Annotated in this window: 18 protein-coding genes and 1 pseudogene; 12 read left to right on the top strand and 7 right to left on the bottom strand. The window is 71.7% G+C overall.

Annotated features, from left to right (window positions below):
- Positions 1-23: 23 nt before the first annotated feature.
- Both ACIPSJ_RS34020 and ACIPSJ_RS34015 read right to left on the bottom strand, forming a co-directional pair.
- Complete coding sequence (locus ACIPSJ_RS34020) at positions 24-956, bottom strand: cyclase family protein (RefSeq protein ID WP_401351524.1); 933 nt, start codon at positions 954-956, stop codon at positions 24-26.
- A 292-nt stretch (positions 957-1,248) separates the two neighbouring features.
- Complete coding sequence (locus ACIPSJ_RS34015; RefSeq protein ID WP_401351523.1) at positions 1,249-1,842, bottom strand: TetR family transcriptional regulator; 594 nt, start codon at positions 1,840-1,842, stop codon at positions 1,249-1,251.
- A 116-nt stretch (positions 1,843-1,958) separates the two neighbouring features.
- Between ACIPSJ_RS34015 and ACIPSJ_RS34010 the strand changes: the two genes are divergently transcribed.
- The gene (locus tag ACIPSJ_RS34010) at positions 1,959-2,711 is read left to right on the top strand and encodes an NADPH-dependent F420 reductase (protein WP_401351522.1); all 753 of its coding nucleotides are present in this window, start codon (positions 1,959-1,961) and stop codon (positions 2,709-2,711) included.
- 39 nt (positions 2,712-2,750) lie between these two features.
- Here the strand turns inward: ACIPSJ_RS34010 and ACIPSJ_RS34005 are convergent, their stop codons facing one another.
- Positions 2,751-3,335, bottom strand: a complete 585-nt coding sequence (locus ACIPSJ_RS34005) for a TetR family transcriptional regulator (protein WP_359212276.1) — start codon at positions 3,333-3,335, stop codon at positions 2,751-2,753.
- 152 nt (positions 3,336-3,487) lie between these two features.
- On the opposite strand from ACIPSJ_RS34005, the gene ACIPSJ_RS34000 reads away from it, so the two are divergent.
- Both ACIPSJ_RS34000 and ACIPSJ_RS33995 read left to right on the top strand, forming a co-directional pair.
- On the top strand, positions 3,488-4,252 hold the full coding sequence (locus ACIPSJ_RS34000; RefSeq protein ID WP_401351520.1) for an SDR family NAD(P)-dependent oxidoreductase: 765 nt from the start codon (positions 3,488-3,490) through the stop codon (positions 4,250-4,252).
- A 144-nt stretch (positions 4,253-4,396) separates the two neighbouring features.
- Entirely contained in the window at positions 4,397-6,862 is a 2,466-nt protein-coding gene (locus ACIPSJ_RS33995) for a SpoIIE family protein phosphatase (RefSeq protein WP_401351519.1), read from the top strand.
- A 169-nt stretch (positions 6,863-7,031) separates the two neighbouring features.
- Here the strand turns inward: ACIPSJ_RS33995 and ACIPSJ_RS33990 are convergent, their stop codons facing one another.
- Both ACIPSJ_RS33990 and ACIPSJ_RS33985 read right to left on the bottom strand, forming a co-directional pair.
- Entirely contained in the window at positions 7,032-7,502 is a 471-nt protein-coding gene (locus ACIPSJ_RS33990; RefSeq protein WP_401351517.1) for a hypothetical protein, read from the bottom strand.
- A 170-nt stretch (positions 7,503-7,672) separates the two neighbouring features.
- Positions 7,673-9,076: an AbfB domain-containing protein gene (locus ACIPSJ_RS33985; RefSeq protein ID WP_401351515.1), complete on the bottom strand. Its 1,404-nt coding sequence runs from the start codon at positions 9,074-9,076 to the stop codon at positions 7,673-7,675.
- 229 nt (positions 9,077-9,305) lie between these two features.
- Here ACIPSJ_RS33985 and ACIPSJ_RS33980 point away from each other — a divergent pair, with 229 nt between their 5' ends.
- The 3 genes from ACIPSJ_RS33980 (at position 9,306) to ACIPSJ_RS33970 (ending at position 12,625) form a co-directional block, all read left to right on the top strand.
- Positions 9,306-10,730: an amidase gene (locus ACIPSJ_RS33980; RefSeq protein ID WP_401351513.1), complete on the top strand. Its 1,425-nt coding sequence runs from the start codon at positions 9,306-9,308 to the stop codon at positions 10,728-10,730.
- 46 nt (positions 10,731-10,776) lie between these two features.
- Positions 10,777-10,995, top strand: a complete 219-nt coding sequence (locus ACIPSJ_RS33975; RefSeq protein WP_206306337.1) for a hypothetical protein — start codon at positions 10,777-10,779, stop codon at positions 10,993-10,995.
- Between the two features lie 133 nt (positions 10,996-11,128).
- Complete coding sequence (locus ACIPSJ_RS33970; RefSeq protein WP_359212257.1) at positions 11,129-12,625, top strand: SPFH domain-containing protein; 1,497 nt, start codon at positions 11,129-11,131, stop codon at positions 12,623-12,625.
- Positions 12,626-12,707: 82 nt separating this feature from the next.
- Here the strand turns inward: ACIPSJ_RS33970 and ACIPSJ_RS33965 are convergent, their stop codons facing one another.
- Positions 12,708-13,121 (bottom strand): MarR family winged helix-turn-helix transcriptional regulator, encoded by a 414-nt coding sequence (locus tag ACIPSJ_RS33965; protein WP_359212255.1) that lies wholly within the window; start codon positions 13,119-13,121, stop codon positions 12,708-12,710.
- Positions 13,122-13,183: 62 nt separating this feature from the next.
- Here ACIPSJ_RS33965 and ACIPSJ_RS33960 point away from each other — a divergent pair, with 62 nt between their 5' ends.
- On the top strand, positions 13,184-13,984 hold the full coding sequence (locus ACIPSJ_RS33960; protein WP_401351511.1) for an alpha/beta fold hydrolase: 801 nt from the start codon (positions 13,184-13,186) through the stop codon (positions 13,982-13,984).
- 19 nt (positions 13,985-14,003) lie between these two features.
- Positions 14,004-14,453 carry a type II toxin-antitoxin system PemK/MazF family toxin gene (locus ACIPSJ_RS33955; RefSeq protein WP_401351510.1) on the top strand — a complete coding sequence of 150 codons (450 nt, stop codon included), beginning with the start codon at positions 14,004-14,006 and terminating at the stop codon, positions 14,451-14,453.
- Positions 14,454-14,457: 4 nt separating this feature from the next.
- Here ACIPSJ_RS33955 and ACIPSJ_RS33950 read toward each other — a convergent pair.
- Positions 14,458-15,326, bottom strand: a pseudogene (locus ACIPSJ_RS33950) (TIGR02452 family protein).
- A 278-nt stretch (positions 15,327-15,604) separates the two neighbouring features.
- On the opposite strand from ACIPSJ_RS33950, the gene egtA reads away from it, so the two are divergent.
- Genes egtA through egtD form a run of 4 tightly spaced genes read left to right on the top strand, consistent with a single transcriptional unit; the run spans position 15,605 to position 20,005 of the window.
- Positions 15,605-16,933: an ergothioneine biosynthesis glutamate--cysteine ligase EgtA gene (gene egtA, locus ACIPSJ_RS33945; RefSeq protein WP_401351509.1), complete on the top strand. Its 1,329-nt coding sequence runs from the start codon at positions 15,605-15,607 to the stop codon at positions 16,931-16,933.
- Entirely contained in the window at positions 16,930-18,255 is a 1,326-nt protein-coding gene (egtB, locus tag ACIPSJ_RS33940; RefSeq protein ID WP_401351508.1) for an ergothioneine biosynthesis protein EgtB, read from the top strand. The genes egtA and egtB overlap by 4 nt, the downstream gene beginning before the upstream one ends.
- Entirely contained in the window at positions 18,255-19,046 is a 792-nt protein-coding gene (gene egtC / locus ACIPSJ_RS33935; RefSeq protein ID WP_401351507.1) for an ergothioneine biosynthesis protein EgtC, read from the top strand. Before egtB ends, egtC begins: the two co-directional genes overlap by 1 nt.
- The gene (gene egtD, locus ACIPSJ_RS33930; protein WP_401351505.1) at positions 19,043-20,005 is read left to right on the top strand and encodes an L-histidine N(alpha)-methyltransferase; all 963 of its coding nucleotides are present in this window, start codon (positions 19,043-19,045) and stop codon (positions 20,003-20,005) included. Before egtC ends, egtD begins: the two co-directional genes overlap by 4 nt.
- The last annotated feature ends 43 nt before the right edge of the window (positions 20,006-20,048 follow it).

Raw genomic sequence — 20,048 nt, 5'->3', positions numbered from 1 at the left:
ACCGCTGGAGTCATGGCCGGCCGTCACAGCACCGCCACCGGATTGACCGGCGATCCCGTCCCGCCCGGGATGTCGAGGGGCGCCACGACCAGCATGAACGTGTACCGACCCGCCTCGGCGGTCGCGGCGGACAGCGCCTCCAGGTCGAGGTTGTCCAGCAGTGGCACGCCCATCGCGGCGACGGCCAGTGCGTGCACCGGCGAGTGCACCCCGGGCACGGGCGAGGGCCGCACGTCACTGTCGCCGTCGCCGCCGAGCAGCGCGATACCGCGCTCGGCCAGCAGCGGCAGGGCATCGACATGGAAGCCCGCGCTCGACGCCCCCGAGTCCCAGGCACCGCGTTCCCGGCGGCGCCGGGCGTGCCCGGAGCGCAGCAGGACGGCGTCGCCCTCGCCGACGGTCACGCCGAGCGCCCGTTCGGCGGCGAGCACGTCCGCCGCGCGGACCGCCCGCCCCGGCTCCAGCCAGTCGACGCCGAGGACGGCGGGGATGTCGAGCAGCACGCCCGTCGTGACCAGCGGCCCGAGCGCCGACACCGATCCGAATCGGGCGCCCCCGGCATCGATGTGGTCGCGCGCGCGACGGCCGTCGTACAGCTCCCCCCGGTAGGCGACATGGCTGAGCGCGTCGAGGTGCGAGACGCCCTTGCCGTGGTAGTCGGCGGCGAGGAAGTCCTTGTGGGTGGCCGGTTCCGGGCTCTCCACGTCACCGAGGTCGGTCATGTGGTGCAGGGCGGGCTTGGGGTTGTCCGGTCCGGGCCGGGTGTTCCAGGGCAGGGCCGTCGGTACGACCGTCCCGGACCGCACCAGGGCGGCGGCCCGGCGCGCGTGCCCGGCGGTCACCCGGTTGAAGGCCCCGCGATCGGCCGGCCGCCAGCGCCCCCAGGTACGCAACGACGCGAACAGCGCGTCGAACTCCCGCCGGGAGACGGCCGGGCCGGACAGGTCAGAGGCCATCCGCTTCCGTCCCTCCGACGATCGGAACCCGGCGATCGCAACCCCGGGCCACCCCGGCTCCCCAGGCTGACATCCGTGGATGGGCCCGGCCACTCGGGCGGGGCCCGGGCGGGGGCCCGGGGCACATCTCGGCGACCTGACCCAGGACGCCGACCCCCCGTCCTTCCGGCAGGCCGACAAGACGGTGGCGGTGCTGGACGCGCACACCATCTCGACGCCGCCGGAATCCCGACCGGGCGCGCGCCGTCGGCCGAGGGCCGGCCGACGTTCCCGAGCCGGTTCGGCGCGTGGATCAGCGTGGGGCGAGTGCGGCGAAGGCCTCGTCGAGCAGGGCGACGAGGTCCAGCCGTCCGTCGGAGTCGCTCCAGTGGTCGACGGCGACGTTGAGGCAGTCCAGGGCGGCGGAGGCGCGGACCCAGTGGCCGACGGCGGGAGGCAGGGTCGAGCCTTCGCGTTCGGCGAGCGCCCGAGCCAGGGCCGGCCGCCAGCCATGCTGCTTCTCCAGCTGCCGTGCGCACAGTGCGGGGGTGTCGCGGACCAGGCGGGCCATGGCCAGGGAGGCGTTCGGGTCCTGATGGTAGGGCTCGACGGCCGTCCCGAAGGCGCGGCGCAGCGCGGTCCAGTCGTCCTCGTCGGCGGGGCGGGCGCTCAGGGCGCTCGCGACCCGTTCGCCGTGGGTGTCGAAGGCGCTGAGGACGGCGTCCTCCTTGGTGCCGAAATAGCGCAGGAACGTGCTGCGGGAAACCCCGGCAGCCTTGGCGAGGTCGTCGATGGTGACCTTGTCGAAGCCGTCGCGGCTGAAGAGCTCGAAGGCCACGAGGCCGAGTTCGGTTCGAACGGCGGCCCGCGCGATGTCCCTGATGTTCGTACGTGCTGCTGCCTCCACCGCACAATCGTACCTCCCGCAGCGGACTTCGCTTGCAGTTATGAATCCTCGTAGCTAGCCTGACACTCAGTTTCAGTAGAGATATCAGATTCCAGAACAGATGGGGTGTACGGGCGATGACGCGAACCCTCGGGCTCATCGGCAGCGGGATGATCGGCGGCGGGCTGGCCAACCTGGGAGTGGCCGCCGGACTGGACGTCGTACTGAGCAACTCCCGCGGACCGGAAAGCCTCGCGGACCTCGTGGCCCGACTCGACGGGCACGCCCGGGCGGCCACCGTGCGGGAGACCGCCCAGGACGCCGAGCTGGTCGTGGCGACCATCCCGTTGAAGAACTACGGTCTGCTGCCGGCCGACGCGCTGGCCGGCAAGATCGTGATCGACACCATGAACTACTACCCCGATCGCGACGGCCGGATCGATGCCCTGGACCTGACCGAGGTGACGTCCTCCGAGCTGGTCCAACGGCACCTGGCCGGTGCGCGGGTGGTGAAGGCGTTCAACAACATCGACTTCCGGCGGCTGTCCACCAGCGCCCGCCCCGCCGGCGCCCCGGACCGCAGCGCGCTGCCGATCGCCGGTGACGATCCGGAGGCCAAGGAGGCGGTGACCCGGCTGCTGGACGTACTCGGCTACGACGCCGTCGACACCGGCAGCCTCGCCGACAGCTGGCGCACCGAGCCGGGCACGCCGGTCTACGTCCAGCCGTACATGGCCGAGCGCCCCGAGGGGCTGGGCGCGGAGGAGACGAAGCGCTGGTTCTGGGAGACGCCGGGGGTGCCGGTGCCGGCCGCCCGGGTGCGGGACCTGGTGGGGCAGGCCGTACGGCGTCGCGCACAGGACGCCACCACCGGCGGCACCGCAAGCTGAGGAAGCGACTGCTCTCGAAGGAACGTCGGGCGCGACCGTTCAGCGGCTCGGAGTGATCAGCTGTTGCACGGCCGCGCCGTAGAGCCGCACGAGACGGCTTCGCCCGTCCCCCGTGGACGACTCGGGTTCGATGGCGTCCCAGGCCTGCACCAGACCCATCAGCTGCGCCGAGACGAGCCATGCGCGAGTCATCGCGTCGGCCCCTTCGAGGCGCGCACCGAGTTCCTCCACCATGAGCCTCGACATCGCCGCGACGAGCTCCTGCCGGAGGACAGCGTGGTCGGCCGCGCGCAGGAGGACCGTGAACGTGCGGCGCATCTCCGCGTGTTCGGGAGCGAGGAGGTAGGCGACGAGACGCTCGCCCATGGTGTCGAGCGGACCGTCGAGCTGCGGCCTGAAGTAGGTGTCGAAGCCGATCACCCTTGCGAACAGCTCCGCCTTCGAGTGGAAGTGCCGTATCACGATCGACGGGTCGACTCCGGCGGCCGAAGCGATGTCCCGGATCGACGCACCCGAGAAGCCGTGTTCGTGGAACAGGCGTTGCGCCTGTTCCGCTATCGCGCGCTGGGTGGGAGTTGCCGGAGCCCGGTTGAACTTCGAAACCGCCGAGGAAACTTCTGACACAGCTGGAGCCAACACCGTTGACACACCCTCTGTCAACAGTGTTGGCTCCAGCTGTCAACACTGTTGACACGAATCTCGCCGGCAGCGCGCCTTCGCTGCCCGCCCTGCCATGGCCTGCCGCAAAAGAACAACCATTTCGAGAGGAACGACCCATGAGTGGACGTCTTGACGGCCGTGTCGCCATCGTCACCGGTGCCGCCGGTGGCATAGGAGGAGGCGCCGCGCGTCGCTTCGCCGACGAGGGTGCCCTGCTCGCCCTGTCCGACATCAACGGCCCCGCGGTGGAGGCGGTGGCCCAGGAGATCCGGGACAAGGGCGGCCGCGCGATCGCGGTGCGGTGCGACATCGCCGTGCCGGAGCAGATCGAGGCCGTTGTCGACGCGACGATCCAGGAATACGGAACCGTGGACATCCTCGCGAACATCGCGCAGGGCGGCCTCGACGAGCACCACCTGCTTGAGGACGCCACTCCGGAAGAGGGCCTGACCGCCTACCAGACCGGTCCGCTGCAGAGCATGATCTTCATGCAGAAGTGCCTGCCGTACATGAAGGAGCGGCGCTACGGCCGCGTGATCAACACGGCGTCCGGCGCGGCGGTCAGCCCCCGGCCCGGATTCGCCACCTACGCGATGGCCAAGGGCGCCGTCATGGCCCTCACCCGAGTCGCTTCGCAGGAGTGGGGCCAGTACGGAATCACCACCAACACCTTCCTCCCGGTCGGCCGCAGCGACGCCTTCGGCCTCACCGAACAGGGGCGTGCGGCAGCCGCGCAGATCGAGACGCACAGCCCGCTGCGCCGGTTCGGGACTCCCTACGACGACGTCGCCCCGCTGCTGGTCTTCCTGGCCAGCGAGGAGGCCGGTTACATCAACGGCCAGGCGATCGGCGCGGACGGCGGGATCACCTTCATCGCCTGACGAACCTCACCTCAGGTGCGGACAGGCGGCACTCGGTCCTTCTCGGATGAAACCTCACTGGTCACGTAGCAGAATGGGTCCATGGCCCAGCGGAGAGCCCGGTCGGCGGCAGGGGCTTGCCGCACACGCTGGAGGCGAGGCCGTATGGAGCAGGGGCACGCTCCCGATGCCGAGGAGGCCGATACGGCCACCGCGGCCGTGGGTGACCACGGCGTCGTGACGAGCTGGAGTGCGGGGGCGCGGACGCTCCTGGGTTACGAGCCCGAGGACATCGTGGGCAGGTCGGCCGACGTTCTGCTCGACGCCACGATCAGCTCGGAAGAACTCCAGGAGATACGCGCGTTGCCCAGATGGGCGGGACACCTCGCGCTGCGCCACCGCGACGGGCGCAGAGTGGTCGCGTACGTCCTCGCCCACCGCCGCACAGCAGCACCGACGCCTCCGGAGTGGCTCTTCGTCGCGGCGCTCCCGACCGGCGAAGTGAACGAGGACGACGACACGCTGGCACTGGGGGGCTTCGAACAGTCCCCTTGCTGTTCCTTGTCCGTCTACGACACACACCTGCGCATGCGCAGGTCCAACACCTACTCCACGGACGCCGTGGGTCTCCCCGAGACGGGGATTCGCGGTCTGCGGATCTCCAGGATCCTTGCGAACCCGATCGGGGACAGCCTCGAAGAGGCCATGGCCCGGGTCCTGGAAACCGGTGAGTCGCAGTACCGGGAATTCGGCCGCCGGGCGTCCGCGAAGGCCCGGGCCCAGGCCTGGTCCGCCCATCTCTACCCGGTCCGGGACCGGGACGGGACCGTCCGCGGTGTGGGCGTGGCCTGCCACGACACCACGGAACAGGAACGTGCGCGCAAGCGTCTGCAGTTGCTCGACGATGCCAACAACCGCATGGGACGCAGCCTGGATGTGACGCTCACCGCCGAGGAGCTGACGAACATCGCCGTACCGCGATTCGCCGACTTCGCCGCCGTGGACCTGTTCCCGGACCCGGGCCCCACCCCTCTGGGTGCTCCGGAGGATCTTCGCGCGACGACCGTGCCGTCCCGGGTCCGGCTGCGTCGGACGGCCCATCGCTCCGTACTGTCCGGCACTCCGGAAGCCGTGGTCGCGGTCGGCGAGGTGGATCGTCACAGCGCCACGTCGGCGACGGCGGAGTGCCTGGCCACCGGCCTGCCCGTGCTGCGCTGCGCGTACGACGAGTTCTTCTCCGGCTGGCTGACGGAGGACGCACAACGCGAGGAGGTGGTACGGACCTTCGGCGTTCACTCCGTGCTGGTCGTACCGTTGCAGGCCAGAGGCACCACGCTCGGCGTCGCCCTCTACGTCCGGCACCAGCGTCCCGAGCCCTTCGGGGAGGAGGACGTGCTGCTGGCCCAGGAGATCACGACCAGAGCCGCGCTCTACATCGACAACGCCTTCCGGTACACCCACGAGCGGGGAACCGCGGCGGCGTTGCAGCGGACGCTGCTGCCCCAGGGGCTGCCCCGGCACGCCGCGGTGCTGGCCGCCTCCCGTTACCTCCCGGCGGGAGTGCGGGGCGAGGTGGGCGGTGACTGGTTCGACGTGATTCCCCTGTCCAGTGCGCGCGTGGCCCTGGTCGTCGGGGATGTCGTCGGACACGGCATCCAGGCCGCCGCCACCATGGGCCGGCTGCGGACCGCTGTCCGCACCCTCGCGGATGTCGACCTTCCACCGGACGAACTGCTCACCCATCTCGACGACCTGGTGATCCGTCTGTCGGCGGACACCGACGGCGCCTCGCCACCCGACCCGATGTCGGCCACGGCAGGCGGCTTCGGCGCCTCCTGCCTGTACGCCGTCTACGATCCGGTCTCACGCGTGTGTGTCCTGGCGAACGCCGGACACCCACCGCCCGCGCTCGTGCCCCCGGGTGGCACCGTCGACTTCCTCGACGTCCCCGCCGGTCCCCCGCTGGGCCTGGGCGGCCTGCCGTTCGAGGCCGTGGAGTTCCCCGTGCCGGAGGGCAGTGCGCTGGTGCTCTACACCGACGGTCTGATCGAGTCCCGTGAGCAGGACATCGATGCGGGCATGGCACGTCTGCGTGCGGCGCTGCACAGGTCGACCACGTCTCCGGACGAACTGTGCGACGCGGCACTGGACGTACTGCCACCCCATCACAGTGACGACGTCGCCCTGCTGATCGCCGTCACCAGGGCCCTCGACTCCGGCCACGTCGCCAGCTGGGACCTGCACGCGCAGCCGTCGGTCGTGGCCCGGGCGCGCAAGCTCGTGACCACGCAACTGACCAGCTGGGGGCTTCAGGACCTCGCTTTCGAGGCCGAACTCGTGATCAGCGAGCTGGTCACCAACGCCATCCGCTACGCCGACCCCCCGATCCAGCTCCGCCTGATCCACTCCGAACCCCCGGAGGCCCCTTCGGACGCCTCACTGCGCCGGCTCATCTGCGAGGTCTCCGACGGCAGCAGCACGGCTCCGCACCTACGCCGGGCACGCACCTACGACGAGGGCGGCCGGGGACTCCTGCTCGTAGCCCAGCTGACCCAGGCCTGGGGCACCCGCTACGCGGGTTCGGGCAAGACCATCTGGGCCGAGCTGGGCATCAGCGAGTCGGCCAGGTGAACGGCCCGCACCGGACAACGGCCATCGACAAGGGGGCCGTCTCGACATGGCAGCGTACCCAGTGTGCGTGAACCCGCATCATCGAGGCGGCCTTGGACCTGCTCGCGGAGCGGGACCGTGGCTGTCACTTCCGCCGCATGCTCAAGGCGCGACGACGCGCACGGCGGAGTCAGGCAGGGGGCGCGGTCCGCGGTGAGGAATAGAGGAACTGGTTCTTGCCCAGGGGTTGTTCCTGGACCTTGCCGCGCCACAGGAGTACGCCGTGGCGCCGCTCCCAGAAGAACGCGTACACGCCCTTGACGATTCGCTCCGGTACGAAGAAGACCGCCCACCCGATGGCCCACGGACCCCAGAGCAGGCCGAAAACCAGGGACGGCACCGCGACGATGACCATGAAGACTCCGTCGAAGCCGCGGCGGAGGGACTGACGTGGCGTGGGAAGTATCGCTTCGGGGTTGCTCAAAGGGACTGCGCACTCGAAATCGCGTCTCTCACCACCCAGCCAGGACAACCGCGTGGAAACCGCCAGCAGGCCGAAGAATGCACTGGCCCCTGCCAAGCCCAGCAAGGCAGCCACTTGGGCGCCTTCGACCTGCGGCAGGCCACGCACGCCGAAAACCACAGGCGCGGCGACAGCCATGGCTACCCCCGCCTCAAAGACGGCCGCCCATTGACAGTGAACGTAGCGCACCACGGCTTTCCCCCCTCCGCGCGCCCACCCGCGACGGACTCAGCACTCACTATGCACACCACATTCAGCCATCTCTGCCGGGAGTGCATTGCACAGCGTGCAATGGATGCCGCCCCGGCTCAGGCCCAGGCCGTCGCCGGTACGAACGAGCTGTCCTGGCGGAAGAGATCTGTGCCGGGCGTGATGTCCAGGCGGAGTTGGTAGTTGTAGTGGCGCAGGTAGTAGCCGGGGTAGTTGTAGGACTCGAAGCGGACGGCGCCGCTGGTGGAGCCGGTGCGGGCGATGAAGGTGGCGTCCTTGGCGAAGGTGGTCGTGCCGTCGTTGGTGTCGAAGCGGGCGCGGAAGTCGTAGTGGCGGAGGTAGTTGCCGGCGGAGTCGCGGAAGGAGTACGCGTTGGAGTCGGCGAGACCGGCGACGACCGTGAAGGTGGCGGCCGTCTTGTCGGCGGAGGCGCTGGAGCTGGTCACCACGGGGAGGTTGAGGAGGGAGGACTGTTCCTCCCAGTAGCGCGTGGTGTAGTTGGCCGACTGGAAGGAGCGCGTCGCGTTCTTCGTCACCGACGGGCCGCCCGACACCGTCTCCTTGATGACCGTGAAGTGGCGGGCCGTGCCGGAGAGCGTCGGCAGGGCCGTGGGAGTGCTCCAGGTGGCGAAGGTGTCGTAGCTGTCGCTGTAGTAGTAGGTGCCGTCGCCGTAGCCGTCGAAGAAGATGCGCCAGCCGCCGTTGTCGAGCTGGATGACGGACGGGCCCTCGCGGTAGCTGCCCCAGCCCGCCCAGTCGCCGGTCTCGGAGATCGTGTAGGGGCCCTTGAGAGCCGATGCCGTGCCGTACTCGATGTACTTCGCGGTCTCGTTCTTCGTGAACGCGTGATAGGTGGAGCCCACCTTCACGATGTACGTGTCGATGTGGTTCAAGCCGATGCCGGAGAGGGCGGCCGGTGACGTCCAGGCCGTGAGGGCCGAGCCGGTGGCCGTCAGGAGGTACGGGGTGAAGATCCACTCGTCGTCGGTGGTGGAGCAGGACACGATGATGTTGACGCTGCCGTCGCTGTCCACGAACCACTCGGGCGCCCAGGCCCGGGACAGGTTGGTGATCGGGACCGTGTAGTCGTACAGGAAGGTCCAGTTGACGCGGTCGGCGCTGCGGGCGAAGCCGATGGTGGTGCTCTCGTCCTCCCAGGTGTGGGTGGTGTAGGTGAGGTAGTAGTAGCCGTCCGTGTGCTTGAAGACACTGGCGTCGCGGATGCGGTTGCTGGGCGGGGTGTAGGCGGAGGACTGGAGGAGGCGGAAGTCCGTCGCGTCGTCGGACTGGTAGACGTTCACCGTGCCGTCGTCGCTGTCGAGGAACGGGACGATGGTGTAGCGGGTGGCGTAGCCGCTCGCGGGGGCGGCGGCCTCGGCCGCGCCGAGCAGTCCGGGCAGTTCACCCAGGACCAGGGCGGTGGCCGGCAGGGCGGCCAGCGCGCGCAGCAGGGTACGGCGGGACGGCGTGGGACGGGACGGGGTGGGGGGACGTGTGGTCACGGCGGCTCTCCCGGGGGCTCGTGCAGACGCGGACACAGTGCGGCGCGTCCGGTATTTCGAACTGAGTTCGAGAAGTCGCGCAGAAAGTAAGAGGAGCGACAGGTTCACGTCAATGCTTTGAACGGGACTGGGGCACAGCTGGATGCCGGCTGTGCGAAACCTGTACTGCGGGGACCGGATCGACGTTACTCTCCGGTAAATGCCGTACCGCCGGAGGTGGGTTGCCCCTATGCCGTACGACCGTTCCGCAGGTCTCGCCGAGTCCGTACGCGCCCTGGCGGCGGGTGAGGTGACGTCACGTCAGCTGGTCGAGGCGTGCCTGGCGCGGATCGAGGCCACCCAGGGTTCCCTCAACGCCTTCCGGATCGTGCGCACTTCGGCCGCGCTCACCGAAGCGGACGCCGCCGACCGGGAGTTGGCCGACGGGGTGCGCCGTCCGCTGCTCGGGGTGCCGGTCGCGGTCAAGGACGACATGGACGTGGCCGGCGAGCCGACCGCCTTCGGCTGCCGGGGCGACTTCCCGCCGGTGGCCGAGGACGGGGAAGCCGTGCGACGGCTGCGCGCGGCCGGGGCGGTGATCATCGGGAAGACCAACACCTGCGAGCTGGGCCAGTGGCCGTTCACGGAGGGGCCGGCCTTCGGCGACACCCGTAATCCGTGGCAGCTCCGGCACACCCCGGGCGGGTCCTCGGGCGGGTCGGCGGCCGCCGTCGCGGCGGGGCTCGTGCCGGCCGCGCTCGGCTCGGACGGCGCCGGATCCGTGCGCATCCCGGCCTCCTGGACGCATCTCGTCGGCATCAAACCGCAGCGCGGCCGTATCTCCACCTGGCCGCGCGGCGAGTCCTTCCAGGGCATCACCGTCAACGGCACCCTGGCCCGGACGGTCGCCGACGCCGCGCTGCTGCTCGACGCGGCGAGCGGGAACCACCCCCAGGACCCGCATCAGCCGCCCCGGTTGACCCTCGCCGACGCGGTGGGCCGCGACCCCGGGCGGCTGCGCATCGCGCTCTCCCTGAAGCCGCCGTTCACCGCGCTGCCCGCCCGCCTACAGCCGGACGTCCGCGCCCGGGTTGTCGAACTCGCCGAGAAACTGGCTGCGTTGGGCCACACGGTGGAGGAGGCCGACCCGCCCTACGGCCAGATCGGGCTCTCCTTCATGCCGCGCGCCACCGTCGGGATCGCCGAGCGCGTCCGGGAGGCACCGCACCCCCGGCTCCTCGACAAGCGCACCCTGGAGGCGGCCCGCCTGGGCCGGCTGCTCGGCGGGGTCCCGCTGCGGGCCGCCCGGCGCGCGGAGGCCGGACTGCGGCGCCGGATCGGCGGCTTCTTCACGTCGTACGACGTGGTCCTCGCGCCGACCACCGCCGCTCCCCCGCCCCGGATCGGCGCGCTGCTGGGCCTCGGCCAGTTCGCCACCGACCGGGCGATGATCGCCGCCTGCCCCTACGCCTGGCCGTGGAACGTACTGGGGTGGCCGGGGGTCAACGTGCCCGCCGGATTCGTCGGCGACGGGCTGCCGGTGGGCGCCCAGCTGCTCGGACCGGCGGACAGCGAGCCGCTGCTCGTCTCCGTCGCAGCCCAGCTGGAGGCCGCGCTGCGCTGGCACGAGCACTGGCCGCCGCGGGCCGTGCCCGCAGACTCCCCGGCCGCGTGAGGGCGGGCGGCTTTCCTGCCGGTTGACCTGCCCGTACCCTCTGACCATGGACGATGCGTCGATGGTCGGGCTCATGGGGCGGGTCACCGGAACGGTCGGGCCCGGACTCGTCGGCGAGGTGATCGTCAGGGTACGTGGGGGCGCCGAGCACTTCCTCGCGTACGCCGCCGACGGCACCGGCCGGTTCGAGCGGGGCACGGTGGTGATGGTGGTCGAGTACCTGCCGCCGAGGACGGTCTACGTCACTCCCGCATACGACAGTTGAGCGCCTGTAGCCCCAGGTGAGGGGCGTATGCGTTAAGACTGCAACAAGGATTCACCGGCGTCTTCACCCGGCGCCCACGCGGGCGCACACTCCCTTCGTTCGGTGCCGAAAGGGCACCATGCAAAGGGGGCGTATGCCGATGGTTGTCGGCGTCGTTGCGGGGGCGGCGGTTGTCGCCGTGCTCGTGTTGATCGGTCTGTTCAAGATGATGTGGCGGGTGGCCGAGCCGAACGAGGCGCTCATCATCTCCGGTTCGAAGCACCGGACCGAGGGGCTCGAAGAGGGGATGGGGTTCCGCATCGTCACGGGGCGCGGCACGCTGGTGCTGCCGGGCGTGCAGGCGGTGCGCAAGATGTCCCTCGACCTGAACGAGACCGAGTTGTCGGTGGACTGCGTGACCCAGCAGGGCATTCCGCTGAAGGTGCGGGGTGTGGTCATCTTCAAGGTGGGCGACGACTTCGTGTCGATCGCCAACGCGGGCCGCCGTTTCCTGGACCAGCAGAAGATGATGTCCGAGCGGGTGCACAACGTGTTCGCCGGTCATCTGCGGTCCATCGTGGGCGGGTTGACGGTCGAGGACATGATCCGCGACCGGGACAAGCTCACCGGGCAGACCCGGGCCGCCTGCGGCACGGAGATGGAGAAGCTGGGGCTCATCGTGGACTCCCTGCAGATCCATGAGATCGAGGACCCGACCGGGTACATCCAGAACTTGGCGATGCCGCACGCGGCGGCCGTGCAGCGGGACGCGCGGATCGCGCAGGCGGAGGCGAACCGGCTCGCCACCGAGGCGGAGCAGCAGTCGTTCGCGCGGATGGCGGAGGCCACCCGGGACAGCGAGATCCTCCAGGCCGGCTACCAGGCCCAGCGGGACAAGGCGGCGGCCCAGGCCCGCCAGGCCGGTCCGCTCGCCGACGCGGCCGCCCGGCAGGAGGTCGTCGTCCAGGAGACCCGGGTCGCCGAACTGGAGGCGCACCGGCGGGAGCAGCAGCTCCAGGCGGACGTCCGCAAGCCGGCCGACGCCCGGGCCTACGAGAAGCGGACGCTGGCCGAGGCCGAGCGTGACGCGCGGATCTCGGCGGCCCAGGCCAAGGCGAAGGAGACGGAGCTGGCGGCGGCGGCCGAGGCGACCCGGGTCAAGGCGGCCGCGGGTGCCGAGGCCGAGGCGACCAAGTCCCGGGGTGCGGCCAGCGCGGCGGCGACCCGGGCCACCGGTGAGGCCGAGGCGGCCGCGGCGCAGGCCAGGGGCCTCGCGGACGCCGAGGCGACCAAGGCCAAGGGTCTCGCGGAGGCGGAGGCGATCAAGGCCCGTGCCGCCGCCCTCGCCGAGAACCAGGAGGCGGTCGTCGCCCAGCAACTCGCCGAGAACTGGCCGGAGATCGTCAAGGCCGGCGCGTCCGCCTTCGGCAACGTCGACAACATGGTGTTGCTCAACGGCGCCGACGGCATGGCCGAGATGTTCGCCAAGGCCCTCACCATGGGCGGCACGGGCCTCGGCCTCGCCCGCCAGCTCCTGTCGTCGATGAACCAGAACGGCCAGCCGGCACCCGCCGGAAGTGCGCCGGTCCTCAACGGTGCCGCGACTCCGAAGTCGCAGAAGGTCCCGCTGGAGCAGGAGGGCGGCGAGTAACCGACAGCGGTGGGCCCCCGTTCCGATCGGGAACGGGGGCCCACTCGCGCGCACGACGCCCGCGGCCTGTCCGACCCGGCGTTCACTCCTGCGCGTTGAGCCGCCTCAGCAGCCCCAGCAGCGTCTCCCGCTCCCCCGCCGACAGCCCGGCGAAGCACTCGGCGAGGACCTCTCCGGCCACCCCGTGGCCGGCCTCCAGCGTCCGCTCCCCGTCGGCGGTGAGGTGGTGCTGGATCCGCCGCCCGTGGCCCGGCCGCCGCTCCACCAGCCCCTGTGCGGCCAGTCGGCCCACGAGCGTGCCGAAGGCCTGCTCGCTCTGGAAGGTGGCCGCGGCCAGTTCACGGGCGGAGGCGCCCGGTGACCGGTCGATGGCGCGCAGCGCGTCCCACTGCGCGAGGGTGGTGCCGACGGCCGAGAGCGCGCTGTCCATCGCCCGGTGCTGCCGGTACTGGGCCTGTTTCACCGCTCTTCCGAGAACTTGCAGGTCATCGTGCATGGGTCCACCCTACCCGACGACTAAGCTTGTTTATATAAACATCCTTAGTTAGGGTGACCGGCATGACGACGAACCGCATCGCCCAGGTGTACCCCGACCTCCCCGTCTCCCTGACCGAGGACGGTTCCGGCCGCCCCGTGCTCGTACTGCACGGAGGCGGCGGCCCCGCCACGGTCGCCGGCCTCGCCGCCCGCCTCGCCGGGTCGGCCCACTCCATCGCCCCGGTCCACCCTGGCTGGGACGGCACACCCCGCCCCGACTGGCTCACCGGCGTCGACGACCTCGCCGTCGCCTACCTCCACCTGCTCCAGGACGACGAGTTGAACGACGTCCTGGTCATCGGCTCCTCGCTGGGCGGCCGTATCGCCACCGAGATGGCGATACGCGACACGGCCGGACTCATCACCGGCCTGGTCCTCATCAACGCGGTCGGCGCGGACATCGAGGGCGAGGAGGTCACCGACTTCTTCGCGCTGGACCCGCGCGCCCAGGCCGAGCACTCCTGGCACGACCCGGACCGCTTCTACGTCGACCCGGCCGCCCTTCCCGCAGCCGAACTCGCCCGCCGCCAGGCCAACATGGCGACCATGCGGCTGCTCACGGACGGCGGCCGGATGACCGACCCGAAGCTGCTCCCCCGGCTGGGCCGGGTGCGGCAGCCCGCGCTGGTGATCTGGGGCGAGAGCGACCGCGTCGTCACGCCCGCGTACGGAGCCGCCTACGCGAAGGCCTTCCCGCAGGGCCGGTTCGAGCCGATTCCGGAGGCCGGTCACCTGCCGCACCTCGAACGCCCCGAGGTCACCGCCGAGTTGATCGAGGCCGAGCTGCGCCGTACCGGCACCCCGCCTGTTCTCGCAGGCTGAGGCCCCTTAGGGTGCCCTCGTGACTGCGTTTACCGACGACGAGAGCGTCCCCGGCCGTTACGGCCCCACCGCGACCACCGAGGCCGACCCGCAGAAGGTCGGCAGGGTGCGCACCGAGTACTCCCCCGCCCACGACGGCGACCCCGACCCCGGCGAGATCGTGTGGACCTGGGTGCCCTTCGAGGAGAATGACGGGCGGGGCAAGGACCGGCCGGTGCTGGTCGTCGCCCGCGAGGCGGCCGGCACCCTGCTGGCCGTGCAGCTGTCCAGCAAGCGGCACGACAACGACCGCGAGTGGGTGGCGATCGGCAGCGGACCGTGGGACCGCTCCGGCCGCGACTCCTGGATCGACGTGGACCGCGTGCTGCGGCTGCACGAGGACGGGATGCGCCGGGAGGCCTGCGCGCTCGACCGGGGCCGCTTCAACCTCGTACGCAACCGGCTGCACGAGCGCTACGGCTGGAAGTGAGGCCTCAGCCCGCGGCCAGAGCCTGAAACGCGTCGGCGAAGGCCGCCCGGACCGCCGATCCCGGCGTACGGTCCAGGACCCCGAACACCACGTGGTCGAAGGTCCCCGCGAACCGTCCGCCGGGGGCGATCAGCCCCCGGAAGGCCCCCGCGACCTGCGCGGGGTCGTTCTGGAAGACCCCGCAGCCCCAGGCGCCGAGGACCAGCCGCCGGTAGCCGTGCGCGGCGGCCACCTCCAGGACCCGCTCGGCGCGTACGGCGAGGGCGCCCGGCAGCGCGCCGGTGCGTTCCGGGGCCGTACGGCGGACGACCCCCGCGTTGGGCGCGGCGGCCGTCAGGAAGCCCACGCGGTAGGGCTCGGCGAGGAGCCGGCCCCGGTCGTCGCGGAAGACCGGGACGGCCGGGGAGTGGATCACGCGGTCCGTGTAGAAGGGGTCGCGGTGGGCGCGGTGATGGTCGTAGTACTCGGGGACCTCGCGCAGGCACGTGTAGAGCGCGGAGGCGCGGCACAGGGCCTCCTCCTGGGCCTGGGCGCCGTTGAGGTATCCGCCACCCGGGATGGGGGTCCCCCCGGCTCGAACGTAGTTGAGAGCTGGGGGAGGGCGGAGGCGAAGTTCAGGACGGCCACCGGGGCGTCGGCCAGCCGGCGGGCGGCCTCCAGGCTGCTCTCGCCGGTGACCTCGACGACCGGCTCCACGGGAGCGGCGGGCGGTTCCGGTACGGGCACCGGTTCCGGGCCGTACATGCGCGTGCCCTGCCGCGCGGCCGCGATGCCGGCCGCCAGGACGATCTCCCGGCCGTCGGGTGCGGGATAGCGCCCCGCCGCCACGATCCGTTCGTTCTGCTGGGCGATGCCGCGCAGGCGCGCACTCATGGCGCCACCCCCGTGGACGCCATGACCGCGGCCCGCGCGGCCTCCCCCGTCGTGCTCATACCAGCATCCTGAGCGATGCTGGTGATGCCGTGCAACGGAGTTTCCTGCGCCCAAAACGGTCGGAAACGCACAAGGAAGCAGAGGTTACCGATCTAGAACGTCCCCATGGGCACCCTTGTGCGAATCGACGCGAAGGTCTTGGCTGGGACGGACGATGCCGCCCCGGACCCCTCCACGGCCGGGCCGGCGACATGGTGGAATCTCAGGAGGATCCCGACATGTCCGACTCAATATCCGACAGCGGCGACTGTACCGGCGGGTCGGTGCGAACCGACTTCTCGGACGACCGCACCGCCGTCACCGAGGCCGAGGTGGAGGCCCTGGTCAAGGGCATCTGCTTCAAGACCGGCCCGCCCCGCACCCTCGGGGTCGAAGTGGAATGGCTGGTCCACGAGCTGCGCCGGCCGCAGCTCCCCGTCACATCCGAACGACTCGAAGCGGCCTACGCCGCACTGCGCACGGTGCCCCTGGGGTCGGCGCTCACCGTCGAACCCGGCGGCCAGCTGGAGCTCAGCTCGCCGCCCGCCGCCTCCCTCACGGAGTGCATCGGCACCGTCTCCGCCGACCTGGACGCCGTCCGTACGGTCCTCGCCGAACAGGACCTCGGGCTTGTGGGCGTCGGTCACGATCCCTGGCACACCCCCCGCCGCTTCCTGCGCGAACCGCGCTACGACGCGATGGAGACCTGCCTGGACCGCACCGGCCCGGCGGGCCGCCACATGATGTGCGCCTCCGCCTCCGTCCAGGTCTGCCTGGACGCCGGCCACGAGGAACCCGGCCCGCTGGGGCACACCCGACGCTGGTGGCTGGCCCATCAGCTGGGCCCGGTGCTGGTGGCCGCGTTCGCCAACTCCCCGATGGTCGGCCGTCGTCCCACCGGCTGGCTCTCCACCCGCCAGCTGCTGTGGCTGGAGATCGGCGCGGGCCGCGCGGGCGCACCCCCGCTGGACGGCGACCCCCGGGCCGCCTGGGCCCGGCACGTCCTGGACTCCCCGGTGATGTGCGTACGGCGGGACGACGGCCCCTGGGAGGTGCCCGAGGGCCTGACCTTCCGGGAGTGGACCCGGTCGGGGGCGCCCACCAGGGCGGATCTCGACTACCACGTCACCACGCTGTTCCCGCCGGTCCGGCCGCGCGGCCACCTGGAGCTGCGGATGATCGACGCGCAGCCCGGCGACGACGGGTGGATCGTGCCGCTGGCGGTGACGGCGGCGCTGTTCGACGACCCGGTGGCCGCCGAGACCGCCTACCGGACGGTGAAGCCGCTGGCCGAGCGCGCGATGGCGCTGCCCGCCCCGCACAACCCGCTGTGGATCGACGCCGCCCGGTCCGGGCTCGGCGACCCGGAGCTGCACGAGGCGGCCGTCGCCTGTTTCGCGGCGGCGCTGGAGGCCCTGCCCCGGCTCGGCGCGACTCCCGAGGTCGTGGCGGCCGTTCGGGCGTACCGGGACCGGTACGTCCTGCGGGGCCGCTGCCCGGCCGACGACCTGCTGGACCGACTGCGCGGCACCGCCGGTCGCGCCCAGGGGAAGGAAATCAGCGCATGAGCGAGACCGAGACCGACATCGATATCGAGACGCTGCGTGACCGGGCGCTGAAGTCCCTCACCACCGCACGCGACCGCACCACGCTGCTGACCAGCTGCGTCGAGGAGCCCGATCTCACCGCCCAGCACTCCCCGCTGATGTCCCCGCTGGTCTGGGACCTCGCGCACATCGGCAACCAGGAGGAGCTCTGGCTGCTGCGCAACGTCGGCGGCCGGGAGCCGATGCGCCCCGAGATCGACACGCTGTACGACGCCTTCGAGCACCCGCGTTCCGAGCGGCCCTCGCTGCCGCTGCTGCCGCCCGCCGAGGCACGGCAGTACGCGGCGGAGGTGCGCGGCCGGGCGCTGGACCTGCTGGAGGGCGCGGCGTTCGGCGGCACCCGGCTGACCGAGGCGGGCTTCGCCTTCGGGATGATCGCGCAGCACGAACAGCAGCACGACGAGACGATGCTGATCACCCATCAGCTCCGCACGGGCCCGCAGGCCCTGACCGCCCCCGACCCGGACCCGGCGCCGCCGTTCACCGGCCCGGCCGAAGTCCTGGTCCCCGGCGGCCCGTTCACCATGGGCACCTCCACCGAGCCCTGGGCGCTGGACAACGAACGCCCCGCGCACCGGCGGGAGGTGGCCGCCTACTGGATCGACACCACCCCGGTCACCAACGGCCAGTACCTGGCGTTCATCGAGGACGGCGGCTACGAGCAGGAGCGCTGGTGGACCCCGGAGGGCTGGGCGCACATCCGGCGGCACGCCGTCTCGGCGCCGCAGTTCTGGCACCGGGAGGACGGCCAGTGGCTGCGCCGCCGGTTCGGGGTCACCGAGGTCGTCCCGCCCGAGGAGCCGGTGCTGCACGTGTGCTGGTACGAGGCGGACGCCTACGCCCGTTGGGCCGGACGGCGGCTGCCCACCGAGGCCGAGTGGGAGAAGGCGGCCCGGCACGACCCGGTCGAGAACCGCTCGCGCCGCTATCCCTGGGGCGACGCCGACCCGGCCCCGGCCCACGCCAACCTCGGCCAGCGGCATCTGCGCCCGGCCCCGGCCGGCAGCTATCCCGAGGGTGAATCGCCGCTGGGTGTGCGGCAGTTGATCGGCGACGTGTGGGAGTGGACCTCCAGCGACCTGCTCCCGTACCCGGGCTTCAGCGCCTTCCCGTACAAGGAGTACTCGGAGGTGTTCTTCGGCCCCGAGTACAAGGTGCTGCGCGGCGGTTCGTTCGCGGTGGACCCGGTGGCCTGCCGGGGCACGTTCCGCAACTGGGACTACCCGATCCGGCGGCAGATCTTCTCCGGCTTCCGCACCGCCCGTGACGCGGAGACCGCCTGATGTGCCGTCATCTGGCCTGTGTGGGACCCGAGGAGCCGCTCGGCCGGCTCCTCGTGGACCCCGAGCACTCCCTGTACCGGCAGTCGTGGGCGCCCCGGCGGCAGCGGTACGGGACGGTCAACGCCGACGGTTTCGGGGTGGGCTGGTACGCCCCGGAGGATCCGCAGCCGGCCCGATACCGGCGGGCGGTGCCGATCTGGGGCGACCCGTCCTTCGCGGACCTCGCCCGGGTCGTCCGCACCGGCGCGCTGCTCGCCGCCGTACGGGACGCGACGCTGGCGGGCGCGGACGGGGAGGCCGCGGCGGCGCCGTTCGCCGCGGGCCGCTGGCTGTTCAGCCACAACGGGGCGATCCCGGGCTGGCCGCACTCCATGGCCCCGCTGGTCCCCCTGCTGCCCCCGGCCGACCTGCTGTCCATGGAGGCGCGCACCGACTCGGCGTTCGTCTGGGCGCTGGTCCTGCACCGGCTGCGGTCCGGCGCGGAACCGGGCCCCGCCCTTGCCGAAACGGTTCTCCAGGTGGCCGGGGCCGCCCCCGCCGCCCGCCTCAACCTCCTCCTCACCGACGGCGAGACCATCGCCGCCACCGCCTGGGGCGACAGCCTCTGCCACCTCTCGGAACCCGGCCGCACCGTCGTCGCCTCCGAGCCGTACGACGACGACCCGCGCTGGCGGGAGGTCCCCGACCGCACCCTGCTCACCGCGAGCCGCACGGGCGTCGTACTCGCCCCGATCGAGCCCGCCCCCGTCGAGGACCCGGCATCCGCATCCCCGAAGGAGCCCTGTACGTGAGTCCCCTCCGTGTCACCCGCACCCTCCCCGAGGACGCCACGGACGCCGCGCTGCGCGCCGATGTCCTGAACGGCCTCACCGCCTCCCCGAAGACGCTGCCGCCGAAGTGGTTCTACGACGCCCGGGGCAGCGAGCTCTTCGAGGAGATCACCGAACTGCCCGAGTACTACCCGACCCGGGCCGAGCGGGAGATCCTGCTCGCCCGGTCCGGCGAGATCGCCGCCGCGAGCGGTGCCCGCACCCTGGTGGAGCTGGGCTCGGGCTCCTCCGAGAAGACCCGGCTGCTCATCGACGCGCTCACCGGTCTTGAGGTGTACGTGCCGGTCGACGTCAGCGAGAGCGCGCTCACCCAGGCCGGGGAGGCGCTCATCCAGGAGCGGCCCGGCCTGTCCGTGCACGCCCTGATCGCCGACTTCACCGGCCGGATGGAGCTGCCCGAGACCCCGGGGCCCCGGCTGCTGGCGTTCCTCGGCGGCACGATCGGCAATCTGCTGCCCGCCGAGCGCGCCGTGTTCCTGGCCCGGATGCGCCGGGTACTCGCCCCCGGCGACGCGCTGCTGCTCGGCACCGACCTGGTCAAGGACGAGGAGGTCCTGGTCCGGGCGTACGACGACGCGGCCGGGGTGACGGCCGCCTTCAACAAGAACGTCCTGGCCGTCGTCGACCGTGAGCTGGACGCCGACTTCGACCCGGACGCCTTCGACCACGTCGCCCTGTGGGACGCGGAGCAGGAGTGGATCGAGATGCGGCTGCGCTCGCGGGTCGCGCAGACCGTGAAGGTGCCCGCGCTCGACCTGGCGGTGGACTTCGCGGCCGGCGAGGAGCTGCGGACCGAGGTGTCCGCGAAGTTCCGGCGGCCGGGCGTGACCGCCGAACTGGCCTCGGCGGGACTGGAACTGACCCACTGGTGGACGGACAGGGAGGGGCGCTTCGCGCTGTCGCTGAGCATGGCGCGCTGAGCCACCGGGGTGGCCCGGGACACCCGTGTCACTCGGGACACCC

The sequence above is a fragment of the Streptomyces sp. NPDC090088 genome (genome assembly GCF_044747345.1).
Lineage (GTDB): Bacteria > Actinomycetota > Actinomycetes > Streptomycetales > Streptomycetaceae > Streptomyces.
Note: the sequence above shows the minus strand (reverse complement) of the source record. Positions and strands in the feature narration are given on the sequence as shown.

What these genes read in the sequence shown, in the direction of transcription:
- ACIPSJ_RS34020 (WP_401351524.1), bottom strand. Translation starts at nt 956, where the DNA reads ATGGCCTCTGACCTGTCCGGCCCGGCCGTCTCCCGGCGGGAGTTCGAC.
- ACIPSJ_RS34010 (WP_401351522.1), top strand. Translation starts at nt 1,959, where the DNA reads ATGACGCGAACCCTCGGGCTCATCGGCAGCGGGATGATCGGCGGCGGG.
- ACIPSJ_RS34000 (WP_401351520.1), top strand. Translation starts at nt 3,488, where the DNA reads ATGAGTGGACGTCTTGACGGCCGTGTCGCCATCGTCACCGGTGCCGCC.
- ACIPSJ_RS33995 (WP_401351519.1), top strand. Translation starts at nt 4,397, where the DNA reads ATGGAGCAGGGGCACGCTCCCGATGCCGAGGAGGCCGATACGGCCACC.
- ACIPSJ_RS33990 (WP_401351517.1), bottom strand. Translation starts at nt 7,502, where the DNA reads ATGGCTGTCGCCGCGCCTGTGGTTTTCGGCGTGCGTGGCCTGCCGCAG.
- ACIPSJ_RS33980 (WP_401351513.1), top strand. Translation starts at nt 9,306, where the DNA reads ATGCCGTACGACCGTTCCGCAGGTCTCGCCGAGTCCGTACGCGCCCTG.
- ACIPSJ_RS33975 (WP_206306337.1), top strand. Translation starts at nt 10,777, where the DNA reads ATGGACGATGCGTCGATGGTCGGGCTCATGGGGCGGGTCACCGGAACG.
- ACIPSJ_RS33970 (WP_359212257.1), top strand. Translation starts at nt 11,129, where the DNA reads ATGCCGATGGTTGTCGGCGTCGTTGCGGGGGCGGCGGTTGTCGCCGTG.
- ACIPSJ_RS33965 (WP_359212255.1), bottom strand. Translation starts at nt 13,121, where the DNA reads ATGCACGATGACCTGCAAGTTCTCGGAAGAGCGGTGAAACAGGCCCAG.
- ACIPSJ_RS33960 (WP_401351511.1), top strand. Translation starts at nt 13,184, where the DNA reads ATGACGACGAACCGCATCGCCCAGGTGTACCCCGACCTCCCCGTCTCC.
- egtA (WP_401351509.1), top strand. Translation starts at nt 15,605, where the DNA reads ATGTCCGACTCAATATCCGACAGCGGCGACTGTACCGGCGGGTCGGTG.
- egtB (WP_401351508.1), top strand. Translation starts at nt 16,930, where the DNA reads ATGAGCGAGACCGAGACCGACATCGATATCGAGACGCTGCGTGACCGG.
- egtC (WP_401351507.1), top strand. Translation starts at nt 18,255, where the DNA reads ATGTGCCGTCATCTGGCCTGTGTGGGACCCGAGGAGCCGCTCGGCCGG.